The 20671-nt window shown below is 57.1% G+C and carries 15 protein-coding genes and 1 riboswitch; of the genes, 9 read left to right on the top strand and 6 right to left on the bottom strand.

What is annotated here, in order from left to right:
- Positions 1-7: 7 nt before the first annotated feature.
- From ACYQ11_RS02975 to ACYQ11_RS02955, 5 genes are all read right to left on the bottom strand, one after another.
- Complete coding sequence (locus ACYQ11_RS02975; protein ID WP_459922250.1) at positions 8-490, bottom strand: cache domain-containing protein; 483 nt, start codon at positions 488-490, stop codon at positions 8-10.
- 442 nt (positions 491-932) lie between these two features.
- A complete protein-coding gene (locus ACYQ11_RS02970) occupies positions 933-1622 on the bottom strand; it encodes a cytoplasmic protein (RefSeq protein WP_459922249.1) in 690 nt (229 codons plus the stop codon).
- A gap of 39 nt (positions 1623-1661) precedes the next feature.
- The gene (gene fusA, locus ACYQ11_RS02965; protein WP_459922248.1) at positions 1662-3743 is read right to left on the bottom strand and encodes an elongation factor G; all 2082 of its coding nucleotides are present in this window, start codon (positions 3741-3743) and stop codon (positions 1662-1664) included.
- Between the two features lie 308 nt (positions 3744-4051).
- The gene (locus ACYQ11_RS02960; protein ID WP_459922247.1) at positions 4052-6370 is read right to left on the bottom strand and encodes a S16 family serine protease; all 2319 of its coding nucleotides are present in this window, start codon (positions 6368-6370) and stop codon (positions 4052-4054) included.
- Positions 6363-7550, bottom strand: coding sequence for a hypothetical protein (locus ACYQ11_RS02955; protein WP_459922246.1), 1188 nt, complete (start codon positions 7548-7550; stop codon positions 6363-6365). Before ACYQ11_RS02955 ends, ACYQ11_RS02960 begins: the two co-directional genes overlap by 8 nt.
- 490 nt (positions 7551-8040) lie before the next feature.
- On the opposite strand from ACYQ11_RS02955, the gene ACYQ11_RS02950 reads away from it, so the two are divergent.
- Entirely contained in the window at positions 8041-9468 is a 1428-nt protein-coding gene (locus ACYQ11_RS02950; RefSeq protein ID WP_459922245.1) for a dynamin family protein, read from the top strand.
- Here the strand turns inward: ACYQ11_RS02950 and ACYQ11_RS02945 are convergent.
- Entirely contained in the window at positions 9456-12509 is a 3054-nt protein-coding gene (locus ACYQ11_RS02945) for an ATP-binding protein (RefSeq protein WP_459922244.1), read from the bottom strand. The two genes, ACYQ11_RS02950 and ACYQ11_RS02945, sit on opposite strands and share 13 nt — an antisense overlap.
- Before the next feature lie 391 nt (positions 12510-12900).
- Here ACYQ11_RS02945 and ACYQ11_RS02940 point away from each other — a divergent pair, with 391 nt between their 5' ends.
- The 8 genes from ACYQ11_RS02940 (at position 12901) to ACYQ11_RS02905 (ending at position 20506) form a co-directional block, all read left to right on the top strand.
- Positions 12901-15153 (top strand): LamG domain-containing protein, encoded by a 2253-nt coding sequence (locus ACYQ11_RS02940; RefSeq protein ID WP_459922243.1) that lies wholly within the window; start codon positions 12901-12903, stop codon positions 15151-15153.
- 60 nt (positions 15154-15213) lie between these two features.
- Positions 15214-15409: riboswitch (cobalamin riboswitch) on the top strand.
- A 134-nt stretch (positions 15410-15543) separates the two neighbouring features.
- Positions 15544-16023: a tRNA (N6-threonylcarbamoyladenosine(37)-N6)-methyltransferase TrmO gene (gene tsaA, locus ACYQ11_RS02935; RefSeq protein ID WP_459922242.1), complete on the top strand. Its 480-nt coding sequence runs from the start codon at positions 15544-15546 to the stop codon at positions 16021-16023.
- A 9-nt stretch (positions 16024-16032) separates the two neighbouring features.
- Positions 16033-16668 carry a MotA/TolQ/ExbB proton channel family protein gene (locus ACYQ11_RS02930; protein WP_459922241.1) on the top strand — a complete coding sequence of 212 codons (636 nt, stop codon included), beginning with the start codon at positions 16033-16035 and terminating at the stop codon, positions 16666-16668.
- On the top strand, positions 16665-17069 hold the full coding sequence (locus ACYQ11_RS02925) for an ExbD/TolR family protein (RefSeq protein ID WP_459922240.1): 405 nt from the start codon (positions 16665-16667) through the stop codon (positions 17067-17069). Before ACYQ11_RS02930 ends, ACYQ11_RS02925 begins: the two co-directional genes overlap by 4 nt.
- Positions 17066-17725, top strand: coding sequence for an energy transducer TonB (locus ACYQ11_RS02920; RefSeq protein ID WP_459922239.1), 660 nt, complete (start codon positions 17066-17068; stop codon positions 17723-17725). Before ACYQ11_RS02925 ends, ACYQ11_RS02920 begins: the two co-directional genes overlap by 4 nt.
- Positions 17725-18663: an ABC transporter substrate-binding protein gene (locus ACYQ11_RS02915; protein ID WP_459922238.1), complete on the top strand. Its 939-nt coding sequence runs from the start codon at positions 17725-17727 to the stop codon at positions 18661-18663. The genes ACYQ11_RS02920 and ACYQ11_RS02915 overlap by 1 nt, the downstream gene beginning before the upstream one ends.
- Entirely contained in the window at positions 18660-19667 is a 1008-nt protein-coding gene (locus ACYQ11_RS02910; protein WP_459922237.1) for a FecCD family ABC transporter permease, read from the top strand. Before ACYQ11_RS02915 ends, ACYQ11_RS02910 begins: the two co-directional genes overlap by 4 nt.
- Positions 19664-20506, top strand: a complete 843-nt coding sequence (locus ACYQ11_RS02905; protein WP_459922236.1) for an ABC transporter ATP-binding protein — start codon at positions 19664-19666, stop codon at positions 20504-20506. Before ACYQ11_RS02910 ends, ACYQ11_RS02905 begins: the two co-directional genes overlap by 4 nt.
- Positions 20507-20671 lie beyond the last annotated feature (165 nt).

Genomic DNA, 20671 nt, shown 5'->3' with positions numbered 1-20671 from the left:
CACGGTTTTATTTGTAAATACCGCAACCGACAAACACGTCCGGACCGGCCGGCATGACGAATGAACTTTTTTCGCCGATTTTTCGCGTCAGGGGGTTGCTCCATTTGTAATGAACCCATCCGCCCTTGTCTTCCATGGCTTTCTTGGCCATGGCCGCCATGAACTGATACCCGTTGGGGTCTTTGAGATCATAAAGATCCTTGCCGATAAGGCCCGGGTTGACGGGGTGGGCCAGTGTGACCACCCGGGCGCCCGGTGTTTCGCTGACTCTGAACATGAAGACGTAAAGGTCGCCGCTGACGTACTCGCTTTCCTTTTGGTTGAATGTTTCAACCGCCTTGTCCACGCCGTTGGCCTTCACGTAGGCCAGGGCTTTGTTAACGATGGCTTCGGCCTCTTCGGCCGTCCCCCCCGCATGGGCGGCGGCGATGGAAAGGAAGAAGAAAAGAGATGCGAAAAGAACGGTCTGAAATGAGAGACGCTTGGCCATGGGAAGTCCTCCTTCGGCGTAAAGGCTGAAACCAGGTTTGTAAGTGAAGCCGTCCCAATGACCTTGCGGGGCGGCTCGGGGTTGCATGAAAGCATTTCGGTTCGTGTCTGTCACATTGACCGGCGATCAGGAGATCGAAGGCCTTTTGCGTCGCACTGTGTCGGCGCTTGTGAATTGGGTAAGATATTGTCGAATGAAATTTAGGAATAAATTTACACCGATCGAGATCAGGTGTCAATTGTTATGTAATTCATTCTGAACACCGGTGTTAACGATGTTTGGGTTTATGTCATAACGTGACCAATAATGATGAACTCGTAAAAAAGTCATCAAAGGACGTCAAAGGAAAACCGTCCGGATGCAATGCGTGGTGGATTTGGCAATAAAAAAAGCCCGCCCGGAAGGGGGCGGGCTTTTCAGAGTCGGGCTGAAGCTCGTGAGATCAGGCCTTGGAGATCAGCATGGTGACCGGGTCGACGAAGACGGACGATGAGGATTCGGCGTCTCCTTTGAGAATGTTGAGCGTCACGACTTTCTGTTCGGGCAGCATCTGGATGACGGTGCCGAACAGGTCCTGGACTCCGTCGAGTTGAACGGGCATCCCGTCGGAAAGGGGCGCTTCGTGACGATGCGTGGTCACGGTGAACCAGACGTTCATGCCCGTTTTTTCAGCCAGGGCCTTGAGGTCTTCAAGGATGGGCCGTTCGGTTTTAAACGGAAATCCGTCGATCACCAGGGTGTCGGGGCGGAAGATGTTCTGTTCGATCAGGTCGCCCAGGCGTTCTTCCAGGCGGGGGACGGAAAAACCGTCGAGCTGAAGGGTCATGATCAGTCGGTTGGGCAGGATCGTTTCCCAGGCCTGATTGGGCATGGCGATGCGGTTGCGCAGGGCCAGGGGAGCGAACACTTCCGAGTACCAGAGGTTGATTTTGGTCACGGGCTCATCGAGGCTGATGTGCAGGACTTTTTCCCCCCGGGCCATGGCGTAGATGGCCACCTGAACCAGAAAGGAGGTTTTGCCGATGCCGGCCCGTGCGCAGATGGCGCCCATCTGGCCCTTTGGGACGATGTCTTCCGACCCGAATCCAAGTTGGGTCAAGGGGTTGTCGAGATCAATTCTGTTTTCAGACATAATGCGTATCCTCGTGTTTATGGGTGTGCCAAAGGGCGATTATTTTTTCTTGTCCGTCTGGGCCGCTTTGATCAGCTCTTCCGCCACCTGCTGGGGTACCTGCTTGTACATACAGAACTCCATGGTGTACTGGGCCTTGCCCTGGGTGTTGGAACGGAGCACCGTCGAGAAACCGAACATTTCGGACAGGGGGACGTGGGCTTCGATCCGGCACATGGTTCCCTCGTCCTGGGAGCCGAGAATCATGCCCCGTCTCTGGTTGATCAGGCCCATGCAGTTACCCTGGAACTCGGTGGGCGTTTCGATTTCCACCTTCATGATCGGTTCATGGATAACCGGCTTGGCTTTGTGGTAGGCTTCGTTGAAGGCCCCGCGGGCCGCCGCCTGGAACGCCATGTCCGAGGAGTCCACGGCATGGTAGGCGCCGTCGACCAGGGTGACCTTGATGCCGGTGACCGGGAACTCCATTTTGGGCCCCTTGGCCATGCACAGATGGAATCCCTTCTCACAGGCCGGGATGTAGTTGGTGGGGATACGTCCGCCGGTCACCTTGTTTTCAAAGACAAATTCCTCGTCTTCCACCGGTTCGATAAAGCCCATGACCTTGGCATACTGGCCGGAGCCGCCGGTCTGTTTTTTGTGAACGTAATCGAAATCCCCGCGCTGGGTGATGGTTTCCCGGTAGGCCACCCGGGGCTTGCCGGTTTCCACTTCGGCCTTGTACTCTCGGAACATGCGCTCCACGTAAACTTCAAGGTGAAGCTCGCCCATGCCTTCGATGATGGTTTCATTGGTCTCCGGGTCCACGTAGGTCTTGAAGGTGGGGTCTTCCTTGGTGAACCGGGACAGGGCTTTGGACATGTTGATCTGGGCCTTGTTGTCCTTGGGTTTGATGGCCAGGGAGATAACCGGCTTGGGCACGAACATGGACAGCATGGACATGTTGAGGGACGGATCGGTAAAGGTGTCGCCGGACGAGCATTCCACGCCGAACAGGGCACCAATGTAACCGGATGAAATCATGTCGATGTCTTCCATTTCTGCGGCATGCATGCGGACCAGGCGGCCGATTTTGATTTTCCGGCCGTTTCTGGCGTTGATGACCGTATCGCCTTTTCTCAGGGTTCCCTGGTACACGCGGATGTAGGTCAGCTGACCGTAGAGGCCGTCTTCGAGTTTGAACGCAAGCGCCACGGTTTTTTTCTTGGGATCACTGTCGAGGATCACCGGGGCCTCGTTGTTGTCCATGTCAAGGGCTTCGTTGGTGATGTCGTAGGGGGCCGGGAGGTACCGGGTCACCGCGTCGAGCAGGGGCTGGATGGCTTTGTTTTTGTAGGCCGAACCCATGAGGACGGGGGTCAGCTGACGGGCGATGGTGCCTTTGCGGACCGCATCGATGATCAGGTCGGCAGAAATCTCGCCTTCTTCGAGGATGGCTTCGGTCAGTTCATCCGAATAGAGGGAGGCCTTGTCGATCAGTTCTTCCCGGCGCTCGGTCGCTTCATCGACAAGCTCTGCGGGAATGTCTTCGACCCGGATGGTTTCCCCGTTGGGGCCGTCGAAGTAAAGGGCTTTCATGGAAAGAAGATCCACCACGCCCTGGTGCTTGTCTTCAAGACCGATGGGGATCTGGAGGGCCACCGGGTTGTGCCCGAGTTTATCTTTGAGTTGACTGAGGACGCGGAAGGGTGACGCTCCGCTCCGGTCGCATTTGTTGACAAAGGCGATGCAGGGGACCTTGTACCGTTTCATCTGGGCATCGACGGTGATCGACTGGGACTGGACGCCGGACACCGAGCAGAGAACGAGGATGGCGCCGTCGAGAACCCTTAAGGACCGTTCGACCTCGATGGTGAAATCCACGTGGCCGGGGGTGTCGATGATATTGATTTCATGATCACCCCATTCACAGAAGGTCGCGGCGGAGGCGATGGTGATGCCCCGCTCCTTTTCAAGCTCCATGGAATCCATGACGGCACCGACGCCGTCCTTGCCCTTGACGTCGTGGATGGCGTGAATTCGTTTGGTGTAGAAAAGAATCCGTTCGGTCAAGGTGGTTTTCCCCGAGTCGATGTGGGCACTGATTCCGATGTTTCTTACCTTTGATAGATCGTTTTTCATGCAATGCATCCTTCGTGCAATAATTGATACAAAATGACAAAAGCCGTTTTCACCCTGCTGGTAACACCCACCGGTGACAGAATCGTTCAGGTTTCATGGAATTCCGGGCTTCAACTGATGGTGCGGAAATTACATGGCGGCCAACTGAAATCAACAAGTCCGGTAAAATACAGGTATGGTGTTAGAATGTCAATACGTTATTGTTATAAATTCATGAGAAGTGTGTCGTTTGAAGTAAAGAACTGAATTTTCGGCGATTATACGTCGCTTCCGGAACGTTGACAAGAAAAAAAACACGGGCCGGGACCTTATCGTGCGAGGGGCCCGGTATCTGAGTCATCGTTCGGATCCTTTTCCGTCGTTTTGATGCCGCCTCCGGTTTTCATGGATTGCATGACATCGAAATCCATCCGGCACCGACGGGCCATTTTCTTTTCGAATTCGTCACGGTCAATGTCCATCAGAATCCGGTAGGCATTGTATTTGGTCTTGATGAAATAGATGTCAAAGGGATCCTGACGATCCTCGCTCCGAAAGATACGGATCCCCGGAATCTCTCCGTTTCGGATGGGTTCCGCCTCGACGTTGACCAGAAGGGGCTCGATGTCTTCGCGGTTCTGCCAGGGCACTATGGCTCCCATCATGTTCAGCATGGGATCCATGATCGACCGGACTTTTTCCGTCACCCCGCCCACCGCCAGGACGATGTCGCCGGTCAGAGAACCGGTGATGCCGAACTTTTGGTTGACGGGCGTCTTGATGTAGTCGCTGATCAGGGCCACGTCCATGGCGATGGAGGCGCTGTCCCCTTCGACGCCCCCGTGGGCCTGGATATATTCGATGTGCATTTCATAGCCCACATAGGGCGCGCCGATTTTCCGGAAGGTTTTCTTGATCGAGGCCCGTACGTTCTGGGCCGCGGCTTTGGCGATGTCGCCGGTTTTGCCTGCGGCGGCCACGGTGTCGGCCGCGCCGGGGTTGATCTGGCAGTGGATGGGCAAAGGCTGGCCGTACATCTGGCCCCCGGCCTTTGATGTGATGACGGAAAGGCCCACCACGTATCCGATGGCGTCGGTCATGGAGCTGATGTAGTTTTTCAGTTCCTTTTTGTGCCGGGTCACCTCGCGGGACAGCGACCCTTCCAGGCTGATGTGCTCGGAAAGGGCCTGTTTCACATGGCGGCTCGACACCAGCGGTGCATTTTCGAGAATGGCCGCATACTCGGCACTTTTGATCAGCCCGTTGACGGGGCGGAGCAGGGCGCAGAGTTTTCCGTCCGAGGCCCGGCACCGAAGCTCCTTGATGATTTCCTTGATCGCGTCCCGCGAAAATTCCCTCTCCTTGAGCATGTAATCGGCGGGAAGGGGGCGCCCCAGAATCGTTTCATTGCGGCGCCGGACCCCGTCATACCCCTCTTTATCGATGACGCTGCCCCAGGTATTTTCGAGCTCCTGTCCGAAATGATTGATTTCCTGCTTGATGAACTGGGCCACCTGGGCGATGGTTTCCGGGGTTTCCGGAACGCCGGACTCCATCTGGATGATCTCGCCCCGGTCTTCGATGCGGCTTAAGAAGGCGCCGTCGCCTTCGTTTTGGAGAAAGGCGAGGGTGTCGTGGTTGCAGCAGGCGATGATGATGTTATCGGCCCGGAGAGGATTTTCCGCCCGGTCCGCCGCCCCGCTGCCCGTGCTTTTCCCGCCTTCGAGGATGTATTCCTTGTTCTGCATGATTTCAAGCAGGCTGGACATGTAGCCGGATCGAACCAGGGTTTTGAGCTCATCTATATAAATGATGGGAGCCTTGGCATGGGCTCCGAGGTAGGCCCGTTTATGGATCGGCGTCTGAAGATTACCCGACTGATAGGGGTCGTGGCGAAAGCCCCCCTTCATGTTTCGCGGGTCCGGTTCGGATACGCAGATCATCAGATCCGTGTCTTTCCGGGGGTCGTACAAAATTTCCGGGACCAGGTCCTGAAGATGCTTCATGTCGTTGCGACGACCCATCTGATTGTCCTGCTGGATTTTTTCCTGGACCTTGTGGTTGTTTGCCTGCATGAACATGAAGATAACGCCGATGCCGGCGATGCCCGTGGCGATGAAGGCCGGAGGAAAAAACAATCCCGCAGCCGCACTGAACAGGGCCAGAAGGAGAAGCAGTCTCTTGACCCGGTTTGCCCGTCGGATCGGCTCCCGGAGGGAGAAGGGCTCCACGCTGTTCCGGGCGAACTCGATGTCGTCGAACACGTCCTCGATCTGTTTTTCGAGGATTTCGGGCTTTGCATAGGCAAAGCGGACATGATTGTCGTCTTTGCCCGGATAGGCGGCGATGGCTTCCCTGGGCCGGATGTACTCGCCCAGCGAGGCGTCGATCACCTTATTGAACATGGACGCCAGCAGGGATTTTCCCGTTCCCGGACGGCCCACCATCAGGATGTGGCCTTTGTTCCGGGCGATTCTGCGGATGGCGTTTTTTGCCTCGTTCTGGAAAATCACCCTGTCGATGGGATCGTCCGGCACCCGGACGGCGGATGTATCCTCCAGGTGCTCGAGGTGCCGGTCAAGAAAGGCGGGATAGTCGAGGAGCGCATCGATTTCGCTGTAATCGGTTTCCGTAAAGGTATCAGTCATCCTGGGCCCCCCTGATGGCGTCGAGCAGATAGAACCGACCCGCATCGGAGGCGGGGGCCTGCTCGGCCAGTTCGCTGAAGAGGTTGGGGAACTGCTCTTTGAGGGGTTCCAGCGCCTGGACGTCATGCATCACCGAGATATGGGTGTGCATCTTTTCCTCGCCGGATGAGGACCTGGGAATGTAATTGAAGGAAATGACCCTCTGCCGGTTGTTGAGGATGTCTGCGATGGCCCCTTTGTGTTCGGGGTTCAGTCGGGCGATATCATGGTTTTTCAGGAACAGGCCCGGCAGGTGATTTTGGGAGTATGAAAATTCAAGCTGCTTGGTGAAGAACAGCTTGAACGGCTGGGCCTCACCCCTGATACACATGGCAATGGATTCCCTGAGCGGTACGTTGGTGCGAAGGGACTGCTCGAACAGCTGGAGGGCGTGGACAAGCCGGGGGTCCTCGACCTCAAATCCGGGTCTGCCGTCGTCCGTATCCATCAAACGGAAAACAGGCTCCCCGTTTCGGAAAAAACGGATCAGGCGGTAGGACAGGCCCGGATCGAAGTGCTCAAAGGAAAAGCCCCGGAGTTCGAACAGGCCGTTGGACAGGTAAGCCCGCCGCATGGTGATTCTGACCCGGGTCAGAAGGTGACCGACGATGTAGTCCAGCTTTTCCTGAACCGATCCCTGAAGATCCAGACGATATCGATTCCCGGCGATGTCTTCGCAGACGCCGGTCAGATCCAGAACGGCTCCGACGTTGATGGATTCGAGCATCCGGAGGAGGCTGTCATAGGGCCTGAGCGACCGGTTGATGAGGCGGAAATGCTGCTCGAGACGGCTGTCTTTGAACGGCCGGGTTTTAAGGTTCATGGACGACAGATATTCCCGGCTCAGGTCGTCCTGCGTGTTTTTTGACCGGGAAACGGGCAGGGCCCGGAGCAGCACTCGTTTGATCCGATGGGCCTTGGTCGGTTTGAAACGGATATGGCATCCCACCAGGCGGTCATGGATGGAGATGGGGTCGGGATTGAGGAGATACCGTCCCAGTTCGGACACGGCGTATTCCCGGAACGGTCCGGTGGATACGTCTGTTTCATCGGTTTCATTCCATGGCGGAAGGCCGGTCGCATGACGGCCGTCGGAGATGATCCAGACGGGGGCGGTTTTTTTGTAAATGTCCTTGCTCATGGTGTCCTCGATTCCCTGGGGGCGTGTCTGATGCCGAAGCGGACTTTGCCACATTCATTCCCGGGGCGCAATAAAAAAGGACTGTCTTTTTAAGCGGATGCCCGTGTTTGCCGTCCATGGGGATCCGTCCGGGCATCTTTTTTGACATGATACACAGCAAAGAATATGCCGTATGGATTGCTTTGTGTAAATATGATATGAATCCAGATGATTGTGATTGAACGATAGCCGACCGCCCATGCCGTGACCGGTCCGGATTCCAGGACGGGGGCCTCCCTGTCCGATATAACGGACGGGCGGAGCCGGGTCAATCGAACGTTCGCTGCCCGTTGAATCGCTACCGATACCCAAGCCGTAGGACAGCCGTCGCGGAAGAGGTTGCATGCCCTTGGGACCTGCGAGGACTTATATAGATGTTGACGTGAAACAGGGCTTCTGATAGCCATGAAAACGTTTGACCCTCGGCGTAAACTTTTTTTCGGAGAATGACATGTATCGTGATAATTATATTCACTCGCTCCAGACCGAACTGATCGAGATGGTCGAGCAGAAGCTGAGCCCTGTTGCCATCAAGTACAAGTACGTCGAGGTTCCGCTTGAAGCAAGCATCAAATGGCGGCCGGTGGTGCTGATTCTGGGCAATTATTCGTCGGGTAAATCCACCCTGATCAACGAATACATCGGCGCCGATGTCCAGGACACGGGGCAGGCCCCCACCGATGACTCCTTTACCGTGATTACCTACGACGAGCGGGCCGAAGGGGAAAAGGAGATCCGTGTTACCGAGGAGCATGACGGTCGCTACCTGCTCAATGACCCGGCCTATCCGTTCGAAAAAATGAAAAAATACGGACGAAGGTTCGCCTCCCATTTCCGTCTGAAAAAAGTCAACGCCCCCTTTCTCAAGGAACTGGCCATCATCGATACCCCGGGTATGCTCGACAGCGTGACCGAGAGGGACCGGGGTTATAATTATCAAGAGGTTATCGGGGATCTGGCCAAAATTGCCGATCTGATTCTGGTACTGTTCGACCCCCACAAGGCCGGCACGGTCCAGGAAACCTATGTGGCCCTCCGGGAAACCCTTCCGGCCAGCACCTTTGAAGAACGCATCCTGTTTGTTTTGAACCGCATCGACGAGTGCGAATCCATGACCGACCTGCTCCAGGTCTACGGCACCCTGTGCTGGAACCTGTCCCAGATGACCGGTCGCAAGGATATCCCCCAGATCCATCTGACCTATTCCTCGGGGGCGGCCCAGCTCTCCGAGAAACTCGACTACCTGAAATACCTTCAGAACCAGCGGGAGGAGTTGAGACGGACGATTCTTCGGGCGCCGGATTACCGTCTGGATCATTTGGCCACCTTTGTGGAAAACCATTCGGACCATCTGGACCATTTTCTGGAAGCCCTGCTCAGTTACAAGAAAAAGATGCTGGGGTTTGATATCAAATTCAACCTCTCCGGTCTGGGCATCAGCCTGATTCTCGGTTCGTCGACGGTGTTTGTTCTGATGCTGGCCGGTGTTCTGGGGGGCATGCCGCTGGAAATGCTGCTTATCGCCTCGGCATCACTGGCGGGTATTCTGTTCGCCCTGACGGCGACGGCCTTCCGGCGTTTTTTCAAAAACAGGTTCCATAAAAAACTGATGGCCCGGTTTGACGATCTGACCCCTCTGGACAACCAGCGAAGACGTGACAACTGGGCCGCCGTCCGGAGTCTTTGCAGGGACTACCTGGACAGGCAGAAATGGCGGTATTCCATCGGCCGCGTGAACCGGGAGTACGAGCAGGTTCATCGTGTGGCCACCGAGGGGGTCAAGGATATCCGGGAGGCACTGGCGGAATTGTCGGACATTCATGAGGACCGGGCGGACCATCTGTCGTTCGCGGCCCCCCGAAGCGATTACATGGGCTGAGGCTTCCGATCGGATCGGGGGCCGTCGAGGATTCGCCGGACCTTGACGCTCAGCGTTTTTTTTGAAAAAGGCTTCTGGATGAAATGAACCCTTCGGTCCAGAACCCCGTGCCGGCCGATCACATCGGCGGTATAACCCGACATGAACAGGCATTTGAGGCCGGGGGCCGCTTTTTCGATATGTCCGGCCAGATCCCGGCCGTTCATGCCGGGCATGATCACGTCGGTGATCAGAAGGTCAATGGCCCCGGGGTGGGACCGGGCCAGGGTGACGGCGTCTTCCGGCCGTGACGCCGAAAGCACCGTGTACCCCAGCGGCGTCAGCATCAACGTGATCATATCCAGTATCGCCTCCTCGTCTTCGACCACAAGAATGGTTTCATGTCCTCCCACGGGGTCGTCTGCCGGAACAGGCACGGTTTTTTCGACCTCGCCTCCCTGGTGAGGGGGCAGAAAGATCCGAAAGGTCGTCCCCTGATCCGGTTCACTGACCACATCGATAAATCCCTTGTTCTGCCTGACCATGCCGTACACCGTCGAAAGGCCGAGACCGGTGCCTTTTCCCAATACTTTGGTGGTGAAGAACGGCTCGAAAATCCGGTCCCGGGTTTCGGCATCCATGCCGCAGCCGTTGTCGCGGATTTCAAGGGTGACATAATCTCCGGGAACGCCTTCGGTGAACCGGGCCACGTCATCAGGGCCGAGGCTCGCTGTGCCGCTTTCGATGGTGACGGTGCCCACGCCCCCAATGGCGTCCCGGGCGTTCAGGCAGAGATTCACCATCATCTGGTCGATCTGGCCGGGGTCGATCTTCACCGGACTTAAGTGTTTACCCGGCGACCAGATCAGGTCGATGTCCTCGCCAATCAGTCTCCGGATCATTTTCAGAAGGCCTTCCACCGTTTCGTTCAGATCGATCACTTTCGGCAAGGCGGTCTGCTTGCGGGCAAAGGCCAGGAGCTGCCGGGTCAGGTCGGCGGACCGTTCGCCGGCTTTTTTGATTTCCATGAGCTCGGCGAACAGGGGGGCGGCCTGATCCATACCGTCCATGATCAGGTCCAGGTGGCCGAGGATGACGCCCAGCATATTGTTGAAATCGTGGGCCACGCCCCCGGCCAGACGACCCACATATTCCATTTTTTGGGACTGGTAAAGCTGCTGCTGGAGACGCGCTTTGTCCTGGTCGGACTGTTTTTGGGCCGTGATGTCGTTGTGAAGGCCCGCCAGGCCGAGGATGCGTCCGTCATGGTCCTTGATGGCATAGGCCCGCAGAAATATATTCAGAATCCGGCCGTCCCCGGCATAGGCCTCGATTTCACCCTGCCAGCTGCCGCCTTTCATGATGGCATTGAACACGGTATCGCCCACCGTTTCGTCGGTATAAAGCGTGCTCACCGGGTTGGGGCCGATATCTCCGAACAGATCGTCAAAGGCCCTGTTCTGATAGTAATGACGGCCTTCGGGATTTGAGATGCCGATGGCGTCGGTGGATCGGTCGACCAGGGCCTTGAACAGGCGAAGGCTTTCTTCGGCTTTCTTGCGTGAGGTGATGTTATCGAAAAGAACGGCGATGTACCCCGGTTTGACGCTGTAGACCGACAGGGCCAGCCAGGCGTTGATGGCGTGGACAAAGGTTTCGAACCGTTCGGGAGAACCGGTTTGCGACACCCGTTCGAAGAGGCCCGGTAATTCAGGATTTTTCTCAAAGATGCCCGGAACAAGCTCACGGATGGTCCGGCCTTTTTTATGGCGGATGCCGGTCAGGGTGTCGTGGGCGGGATTGGCGTCGATGTACTTAAAGTCCACCGCCTTGTCGTCTTCAAACATGAGTTCCCCCACGGCGAATCCGTCGAGCATGTTGTCAAACAGCAGGCGATAGCGTTCTTCGCTTTCCCGGGCCGCCTGTTCCGCCAGCTTGCGCCGGTGGCCCTGGATGATAAGGCTGATGATAAATCCGATCAGAATGACGATGAGGGCAAGCGTACCGATCACGGTGGATCTGTATTGGCTCCAGATCGTCTGGGGACGGTTGATGAACACGCTGTCTGCGGGCAGTCGGCGGGGATTGATGTCCCATCGCCTGACCTGTTCCCAGTTGAACATGGGACGCACGAACCGGGACACCGGTTCGAGCTCGGTCGGCTCACCTGTGGTCATGGCGGTCAGAGCCCGTCCGAGCATGACCCCGAGTGCCGTGACATCGACCATCACCCCCCCGATGCCCCCGGTGTCAAGATGGGAGGTGGCCAGGCAGAATACCGGCCGGGGGGACACTTGGGAAATCAGGATGGCCATGGTTCGGGGGTTGAAATTTTTTCCGGTGACGTCTGAGGTGTATCGCCCGTAAATCACCAGATCCTCCGGGGTGAGTTGGGCGATGGTGTTTAACAGGTCGTCTAAGGGCAAATCTCCGGTATAGGTGACGGTGAGGGTTTTTTCCCACGGCGCGAAGGCCTCACGGGCCCGGGCCTCGAACTCCCTGTCCAGTTTCCCGCTGCCGGTGACGAACACCACCCTTTGGGCCCGCGGGAAAAGCTCCAGGGCCAGGGCCATGGTGCCTTTGGTTTCGACATGAAGGGGGCTTTGGATGACTTTTTTTCCGCCCCGGGTCAGGCCGGGCCGGTGTTGATTGTAAAGGGCTAGGCAGGGGCTGTCCGGTGCGATCGCCTCGCCGTGGTCGATCAGGAACCTCAGTGCGGCGTCGAACACCGTGATGATCAGATCAAAGGTTTTGTGTTTGTATTTGGCCGCGAGGTAATCCCGCAGCATCAGGAGCTGGGCCTTATCTTTCGTGAAGGTGACGTCCAGAAACTCATGGACGTAACTGTCCGACGGAAGATGGGATAGTTTGCGGGCGGATTCAAGGGCGTCGGCGATCTGCTGCTGGGCGGTCTGATTGTGATTGTAGGAATACAGAATCAGAACGCGCTGGAACCCCTGGGGCTCAAGGTACCGGGTTTCCCGGGCAGGAAGGGTGTTCGGTCCGGTCAGCAAGACGACCGCCATCAGGACCCACAGTCCCGATCGTCTGAATAGGGGCATCACGAAATCCTTGTGTTTCGTCTTTTCCGACGTGAAGGGTCATCGAGGTTCTTGCGTCCGGAACCACGGAAAAAAAACAAAGCCGTCGATGTGCGTGAACATGAGATTAAGGAATCGAACATGTGAATCATGGGACAACGAAATAAGGATACGCCACGCACAAAGGATCCGTCAAGGTATTTTCCCGGCGGTGGTCGGCCAACCGTATGAAACCCTTGCGGAAATGAGGTGGACTCGATAGTGTGTTTTCACAGGGCCGTCCGGTGGGTCGTATGACCCTAACGATCTGCGGGCGTCCGGGGTGTGATCCGTTTCATTGCCTTTACAACGGTCCGGGTGTATCGTGAGTCCGTTTGTCTTACCCACTTAACCATCTGATCAGGGAGCGACTATGAAAACATTGGCGGCGGTGCTGGTTCTGGTAATGGTGTCGGTTTCACTTGGTGTCGGAGCCGAGTCGGACATGGACGGTTTTTTGAAGGAAAAACAATCTCAGAAACGGGAATTTGAGCAGATGAAGGGCGGCCGCGAAAAAATGACGGCCGTGGACAGGAAATCAAGCGATGTCCAGTTTGTCCCTCCGGCCGCCGTGTCCCTGGTCAATCCCGGGTTGCCCCTCGTGGCCATTCCCGATCCTGTCGGGGAATATCTGTTCTCAGGCGGTCCTGCCGACACGTCGCCCGAGGGCAATACGGCGATTGTTTTCGATGCCGTCCTCACCGAAGATCGTTACGGACGGCCCGATTCGGCCTATATTTTCTATGGGCGCTCCCATCGCATCGATATTCCCCGAACGTTGGCCAACACCTTTACAAACGGCAGCTTCACCGTGTCGTTCTGGGTGAAAACCCAGGACAGGGACGGGGGGATGAAGGGCCTGGTCTCAAACGAACGCTCTTCCTCGCCGTCCTTCTGGGCCTTCAATCTGATCGATGCGAACCGGATGGCCTTTCGCCTGCGAAACCAGGAGGGTCAGACCGTTTCCATCGCCGCGCCCATCACCGACGGCGCCTGGCATCAGGTCACCGGGGTGAGAAACGCCCAGGACAACACGATCAGCCTTTACGTGGACGGCCGGTTGATCGAAACGGCAACCGGGGTCAGCGGCACCGTGGACGCCGGGGGGAAGATTTCCGTGGGGGATCAGAAGAATCTGATGTTCGTGGGACGGATCGACGATATCCGCCTGTGGAACCAGGCCCTGGACAGCGCGGTTCTGGCACGGATTCACGCCCCGGAGGCCGTGGAACCTTATGAAATCCTCGATGAGGCTGAATTGCCCGGCATGCCCGAGCCGGTGGCCCGCTATCTGTGTGACGGCAACGCCGAGGACAGTTCGGGACGGGGAAATCACGGCGTCGTGAGCGGTGCGGAGCTGATCGAGGATCGGGTGGGCAATCCGGAACGGGCCTATCTGTTTTACAATCGCCCCCACAAAATCAAAATTCCCAGAACGGATGCCGTGACTTTTGCGTCGGGCAGTTTCACGGCCTCGTTCTGGGTCCGTCCCGCCGATGAGCCGGTCGGAGTGGTGGAGCTTTTGAGCAATGCCGCGGGCGGCACACCGTTCTGGGCCTTCCGTTACACCCATGAGGGCCGGGTTAATTTCTATCTCCGGAACCAGGAAGGGGACGCTTCGTCTCTTCAGGCACCCCTCAGCCCCGGGGCCTGGCATCATGTCATGGGAACGCGAAACGCGGCGACCCGCACCATGACCCTGTTCGTCGACGGTCTGCCGGTTCATACCGGCCCCGCCGTGTCCGGCAGCGTGGACAGCCTGGGGCCGATTTACGCCGGGGATCACGGGAACCTCCTGTTTGTCGGGCGCATGGACGAGATCACGCTGTGGGATCGCGCCATGAGCGATGATAACATGGCGGCCTTTCATCAGGAAAGCCTTCAGCTCGTTCAGACCGCCTCCCTCTCCCCGGACGAGGACAGCAGGCAGGAGCCGGTGGGTGTGTATCATTTTGACGGCGATGCGACCGATTCATCGTCTGAACAGAACCATGCCGTCGTCTATGGCGCCGCATTGTCCCAGGACCGTTTCGGGAACGACAACCGGGCTTACTGCTTTTACAACCGAAGCGATCGGATCAAAATTCCGCTGACGGCCACCAACACGTTTTCCCGGGGGTCCTTTTCCGTGGCCTGCCGTGTCAAGATCAATGAACCGGCCCAGGGCATTCGTCAGGGGCTGGTGACCAATGCCGGTTCACCTTATCAGAAGTGGGGGCTCTTTTACGGCAGTGATCAGGTGACCTTTTTCATCGGAGACAAGGAAAAACAAACCACCTTTCTCGCCCATCCTGTTAATGTGGGTGTCTGGTACGATATTCTTGCCGTCAGGGACGCCGGGGAAAACACCATCCGTCTCTATGTGAACGGCAATCGCGTGGGACAACGGACCGGTCTGTCGGGGGACGTAAACAGTGGCGACTACATCTGTGTCGGCGACGGCGGAAACCTCCTGTTCCGGGGCTGCATCGACGAGGTGACGCTCTGGAGACGGGCGCTTTCCGATCAGGAAGTTCACGATATGACGACCGTCGACCCCGTGAAGCCCCTCCATGTGCCGGTGGGACCTGCGATACTCGAGGGAAGGAAAACCCTGAACAAGGGGCACCTGCTCCCGAAGAAATGATCGTGCCGCTGACGGGGCCGGCCGGAAAAACATATTGACATCGGATGGGCCATGGGGTAGCACAAACAGACATGTTCAGGTGCCGAAAGGCTTAATCGGGAATCCCGTGAAAATCGGGAGCGGGCCCGCCGCTGTAATCCTCTTGTCTTTTTTGTGAAAGAAACGTTTCGGCCATCAATGCCACTGATCGCACGAATTGGGAAGGCGGCTGAAAGGGGAGGAGAGTCAGAAGACCTGCCTGAATGGACGCACCGGGTCCTTCGAGGACGGAAGGCCGGTTAAAGCGGATCTTATGGATGAACAGGGATATCCCCGGATCGCGGCATCACGTCGGTCCGGGGTTTTTTATTTCGGGGGATAAGGCCACGGGGCGTGGCCCATGGAGGTACTATGGTCGAACTGCATCCCATCGGGGTGATCCGTACACCGTTTCAGAACAGGGAAGGCATGCCCATTCAGCCCACCGGGGCCGAACAGACCCGGGGCACCGTCGAGCTGATGCCTCAGTATGTCGAAGGCCTTAACGATCTTGACGGGTTTTCCCATATCATCCTTTTGTATCAGTTCCATTTGTCGGATACCTTCACGCTGACCGTGACGCCTTTCATGGATACGACGCCCCGGGGGCTGTTCGCAACCCGGGCGCCGCGACGCCCCAATCCCATCGGATTGTCCATCGTCCGGCTGACCGGCGTACGGGGCCCGGTTCTGGACGTGGAAGGCATCGATGTGGTCGATAAAACGCCGCTTCTGGATATCAAACCCTATGTTCCGGTATTCGACCTACCCCGCGGCGAGGTAAGATCGGGCTGGGTGGCGGCGTCCACGGGGGATGTTCAAACGCGTCGGGCGGACAATCGGTTTATATAAGGACAGGCCATGCTGATCGAGATGCTCAAAAACGGGGGGCCGGTGATGGTCCCCCTTCTGATCTGTTCCCTGGTTTCGGTGACCGTGATCATCGAGCGGCTGATTTTCTGGGCAAGGCTCCATGGCGGCATGAACAAGGAACAGGTGTTCGAGGTTCTGGAACGCGTCAGGCAGGCGGACTGGGACGGTGTCCGGGCCATCTGTGCCGGGCGAAGCAACTACATGATCCGGATTCTGGCCGCCGGTATTCTGCATCGGGATTTTTCCATGCAAAAGGCCATGGAGGCGGCGGCGGCCGATGAAGTGAAGAGAATGAACCGCTACATGGGGGTTCTCGATACCATGATCACCGTGGCCCCTCTTTTGGGCATTCTGGGAACGGTGACGGGCATCATCGTGTCCTTCGATGTGCTTGGGCAATCGGGCATCGGTGATCCCCGGGCCGTGACCTCCGGCATCGCCGAGGCGCTTCTCACCACGGCGGCCGGGTTGACGATTTCCATTTTCACGGTGTTTCCCTATAATTTTTTCCACGCGAAAATCGAAAATGCGGCGTTGTTCATCGAAAAATACGCCACCAGCCTGGAAATCGTCTGGGAAAAACAAAACGTGCCGACCGACGGGGGGAGCGGTGCCCAGCGATGAAGGTTTTTCGCCCGCGCAAAAAAATCAGACTGGACATGCTGCCCATGATCGATGTGGTGTTTCTGCTTCTTGTCTTTTTTATCTATGCCATGATGTCCATGGCCGTGCACCACGGGGTGCCCGTGGACTTGCCCAGCGGGAACCATCTGGAGACGAGCCGGGATAACCTGGTCTCCCTGACCCTGAAGAACAACGGCAATATTTATGTGGACAAGGAGCCCGTTGACAAAACCCGTCTGGCCGAGGAACTCGGGCGGCGTATCGCAAGGCCGGAAGAAGCCGGAGTTCTGATTTTCGGGGATCGGGAGATATCCTACCAGATGCTGTTCGAGGTGATCGACACGGTACGGGGGCTGGGTGTTTCCCGGCTGTCCCTTCAGGCGGAGGTTCCGGGGCCATGAAACGACTGATCGTTCCGGCCGCTGTGTCGCTTTTGCTTCATGGCATTCTCTGCGCCGCATCGGTGGATCATCTGATCCGTCCGGTAGTTGAAACCCCAAAGGTCCGGGTGATGAGCATGGATCTTTGCCTGATCGAGGCCCCGGTCACAACCGATCCGCCTCCGGTTGTCCCAAAACCCCCTGAGCCGTTGAAGAAAAAGACGTCTCCCCCAAAAACGGTGAAACGTCCGGCACCGGTTCCGGAAAATCAAACGGTTCCTGCGGTAGAACCGGCCCCTATGCCGGAAACGGCGTCGGCAGCGGACACGGTCCCGGATGATCCTGCCCGGGAGACCCAGGCCGTAAGGGAGGAGCCCCACCCGTTTCAGGCACGGGTCCGAGAGGCGTTTCCCCTGTATCAGGACAATCCGCCGCCCGATTATCCCGCCCTGGCCCGCAAGCGGAACTGGGAAGGCCGGGTGGAACTCGACGTGCTGGTGGGACGGGACGGCCATGTGAAGGATGTGAGGGTCGATCGGTCCAGCGGTTTTTCCCTGCTGGACCGATCGGCTTTGAAAAGCGTGTCGCGGTGGCGTTTCGAACCGGGTCTTCGCGGTGACGAGCATCTGGAAATGTGGGTCAAGGTTCCCGTTGTCTTTCAGTTGGAGGGGGCCTGATGACGAACAACGCATCGAGGCTGACCTTCGTGCGCGTTTTCACGCTTTGCCTGCTTCTGTCGGTCTGTGCGGTTAAGGCAACCGCCGCGTTGACCGAGCATGTGGATCAGCTGGGCCGGCGCTGTCTGATTCCGGATGCACCGAAACGTGTGATATCCCTGGCACCGAGTATCACGGAAATCGTCTGTGCCTTAGGCCGGGAGTCTCTGCTAACAGGGGTGACCCGTTTCAGCGACTATCCGCCGTCCATCCGCGACCTGCCCAAGGTGGGATCCTATATCCGTCTGGATCTGGAACGGATCGTCAGTCTTTCTCCGGATCTTTGCATCGGCATCAAGGACGGCAACCCCAAGGAAACGGTGCTTCGCCTTGAGGCCATGGGCATTCCTGTCTTCGTGGTCGATCCCCATGATCTGAACTCGGTGATCGGCGCCCTGACCGATATCGGCAAGGTGCTGGGCGCAGAGGAACGTGCGGCCCGGCTGGTCCGGGACTTTTCCGATCGCATCCGGCACGTCAAAGCCTTTACGGACCGTTTAAAGCACCGGCCCCGGGTCTTTTTCCAGATCGGGGTGGCCCCCATTGTCAGCGTGGGCCGGGGAACCTTTCTGGATGAACTGATCCGCCTGTCCGGGGCCGACAACATCGCGGGCATCACGCCGGGTTATCCGCGTTTTTCCATCGAGGAGGTGCTTCATCTGAACCCCGACGTGATCATCATCACCTCCATGGCCCGGGGTCAGGTTTTCGAAGAGGTCAAAAAACAGTGGTCTTCCTGGCCGGATCTGGCCGCGGTCAGGCAGAACCGGGTCCATATCGTGGATTCCGATGTGCTTGACCGGCCCACACCCAGGCTGGTTTCGGGTCTTGAAATGCTGACGGCGCTGATTCATCCGGCCTTTGTGCCCCTTTCAACCCCTTTCGAGGCATCGCCGTGAAGCTGTCCGTAAACCAGACCCTGATGTTCGTGATCCCGACTCTTTGTGTCATGTTGGTCCTTGCCGTGATTCTTGGTCTGTCCACGGGATCGTCGGCCATTCATCTTGGTGATCTGATTCAGGTCCTCCGTGGCGAGGGAAGTGCCATGATGGAGTCCATCCTCTGGCGGATTCGACTGCCCCGGGTGCTGATGGCGGCCCTTTCCGGGGCCGTTCTGTCCCTGGGCGGCCTGGTGTTCCAGGCCCTGCTTCGGAATCCTCTGGCCGAACCCTATATCCTGGGTGTGTCGGGGGGCTCGGCCATCGGTGCGATTATCGGTATCATGATCGGCCTGTCCCGGTTCCCCGGCGTGGGTCTTACCGCCTTTTTCGGCAGCATGATCACCCTGACTCTGGTGGTGCTGATGGCGTCCCGGAAAAACGCTCTGAAAAAAGAATCGGTGATATTATCGGGGGTCATGGTCAACGCCTTCTGTTCGGCCCTGATCATGTTTCTGATTTCCCTGACTCAGGACAGCAAGATCCACACCATCATGTTCTGGCTGATGGGGGACCTGTCCTCGGCGGATATGACCCAGACGGGCATCCTGGCCGTCAGCGTGCTGCCTTGTTTCGTTCTGATCTTTCTTTTCGCCCATACGCTGAACCTTTTGCTTCTGGGGGATGAAACGGCCATGTCTCTGGGCGTCAATGTTCAGTTGGTGGGTCTGGTTCTTCTGGTCACCACCTCCTTCATGGTCAGCGCCACGGTGTGCCAGGGCGGTCTTCTGGGCTTCGTCGGGCTGGTGATTCCTCATATTTTCAGAATGATGCTGGGCCCGGATCATCGGATACTCGTGCCGTCGTGCCTGCTGGGCGGGGCGGCCTACCTGGTGGTCTGCGATCTTCTGGCCCGGGTACTGCCCGATCAGGGAGAAATGCCCGTGGGGGTGATCACCGCCATGATCGGTGCGCCTGTGTTCATCGTGCTCCTGAAAAAACAAAAGGGGAACGGGCTGTCATGACGATATCGCGACCGGTGGCGATATGTGCCGAAGGACTGCGCTTTTCATTCGGAGGCAGGCCCGTCATCGATGATCTTTCCCTTGCCGTTAAACAGGGTGAGTGCTTTATGATCATCGGTCCCAACGGAGCGGGGAAAAGTACCCTGCTCAGGGGTTTGGCGGGGATTGAAAAAGAAAAGACCGGGTCTGTTTATCTTGAGGGGCGTCCGATGGGCCGGTATTCCCGCCGGGAACTGGCCCGGAAAATCGCCTTTGTCCCCCAGCTCACGGCAACGGATTTTCCCTTTACCGTTCGGGAAGTGGTGATGAGCGGCCGGGCTCCCCACCAGGGCCTGCTGGGCATGGAAACACGGCGGGATTGTGCCGTGGTTGACGAAGCCATGGGGTTTACCGATGTGGGCCATCTGGCCGGCCAGCCCGTCTGCTGCCTAAGCGGCGGAGAGCGGCAGCGGGTCTTCATCGCTTCGGCCATCTGCCAGGAGCCGTCCGTGGTGCTGATGGATGAACCCACCTCGGCCCTGGACCCGGCCCATCAGATCCGGATTATGGATCTGATGGAACGTTTGAAAATTGAAAAAAACATGACGCTGGTCATGGTCATGCACGATATCAATCTGGCGGCCATGTATGCGGACAGAATACTTGTTCTCAAAAACGGAAAATCGATTCACGAAGGAACGGTTCATGAGGTCATCACCCGGGGAATTCTCGAACAGGTTTATGAATGTTCCTTTATGGTTGATGTTAATCCGTTGGGAGAGAAACCCCGATCAATCCCCGTACCATCTAAATTTCAAGAGGTTGTATCATCCTTGAATAACTCGTTAAGGCGTGGTTGATGCGAGCGATGTTTTTTCATCGGAATCGCTAGAAATGCGCTAAAGCCAATAATATCAAATGTCTTGACAGGTATCTTGCCGTGTGGTATTTTTACTGGAACTATTTTTCTTTAGTGATTTAAAATGCTTATCTGATTTTTGTTATCTTTGGCGACGTTGTTGAAT

The sequence above is a fragment of the Desulfatiferula olefinivorans genome (assembly GCF_054657895.1).
Note: the sequence above shows the minus strand (reverse complement) of the source record. Positions and strands in the feature narration are given on the sequence as shown.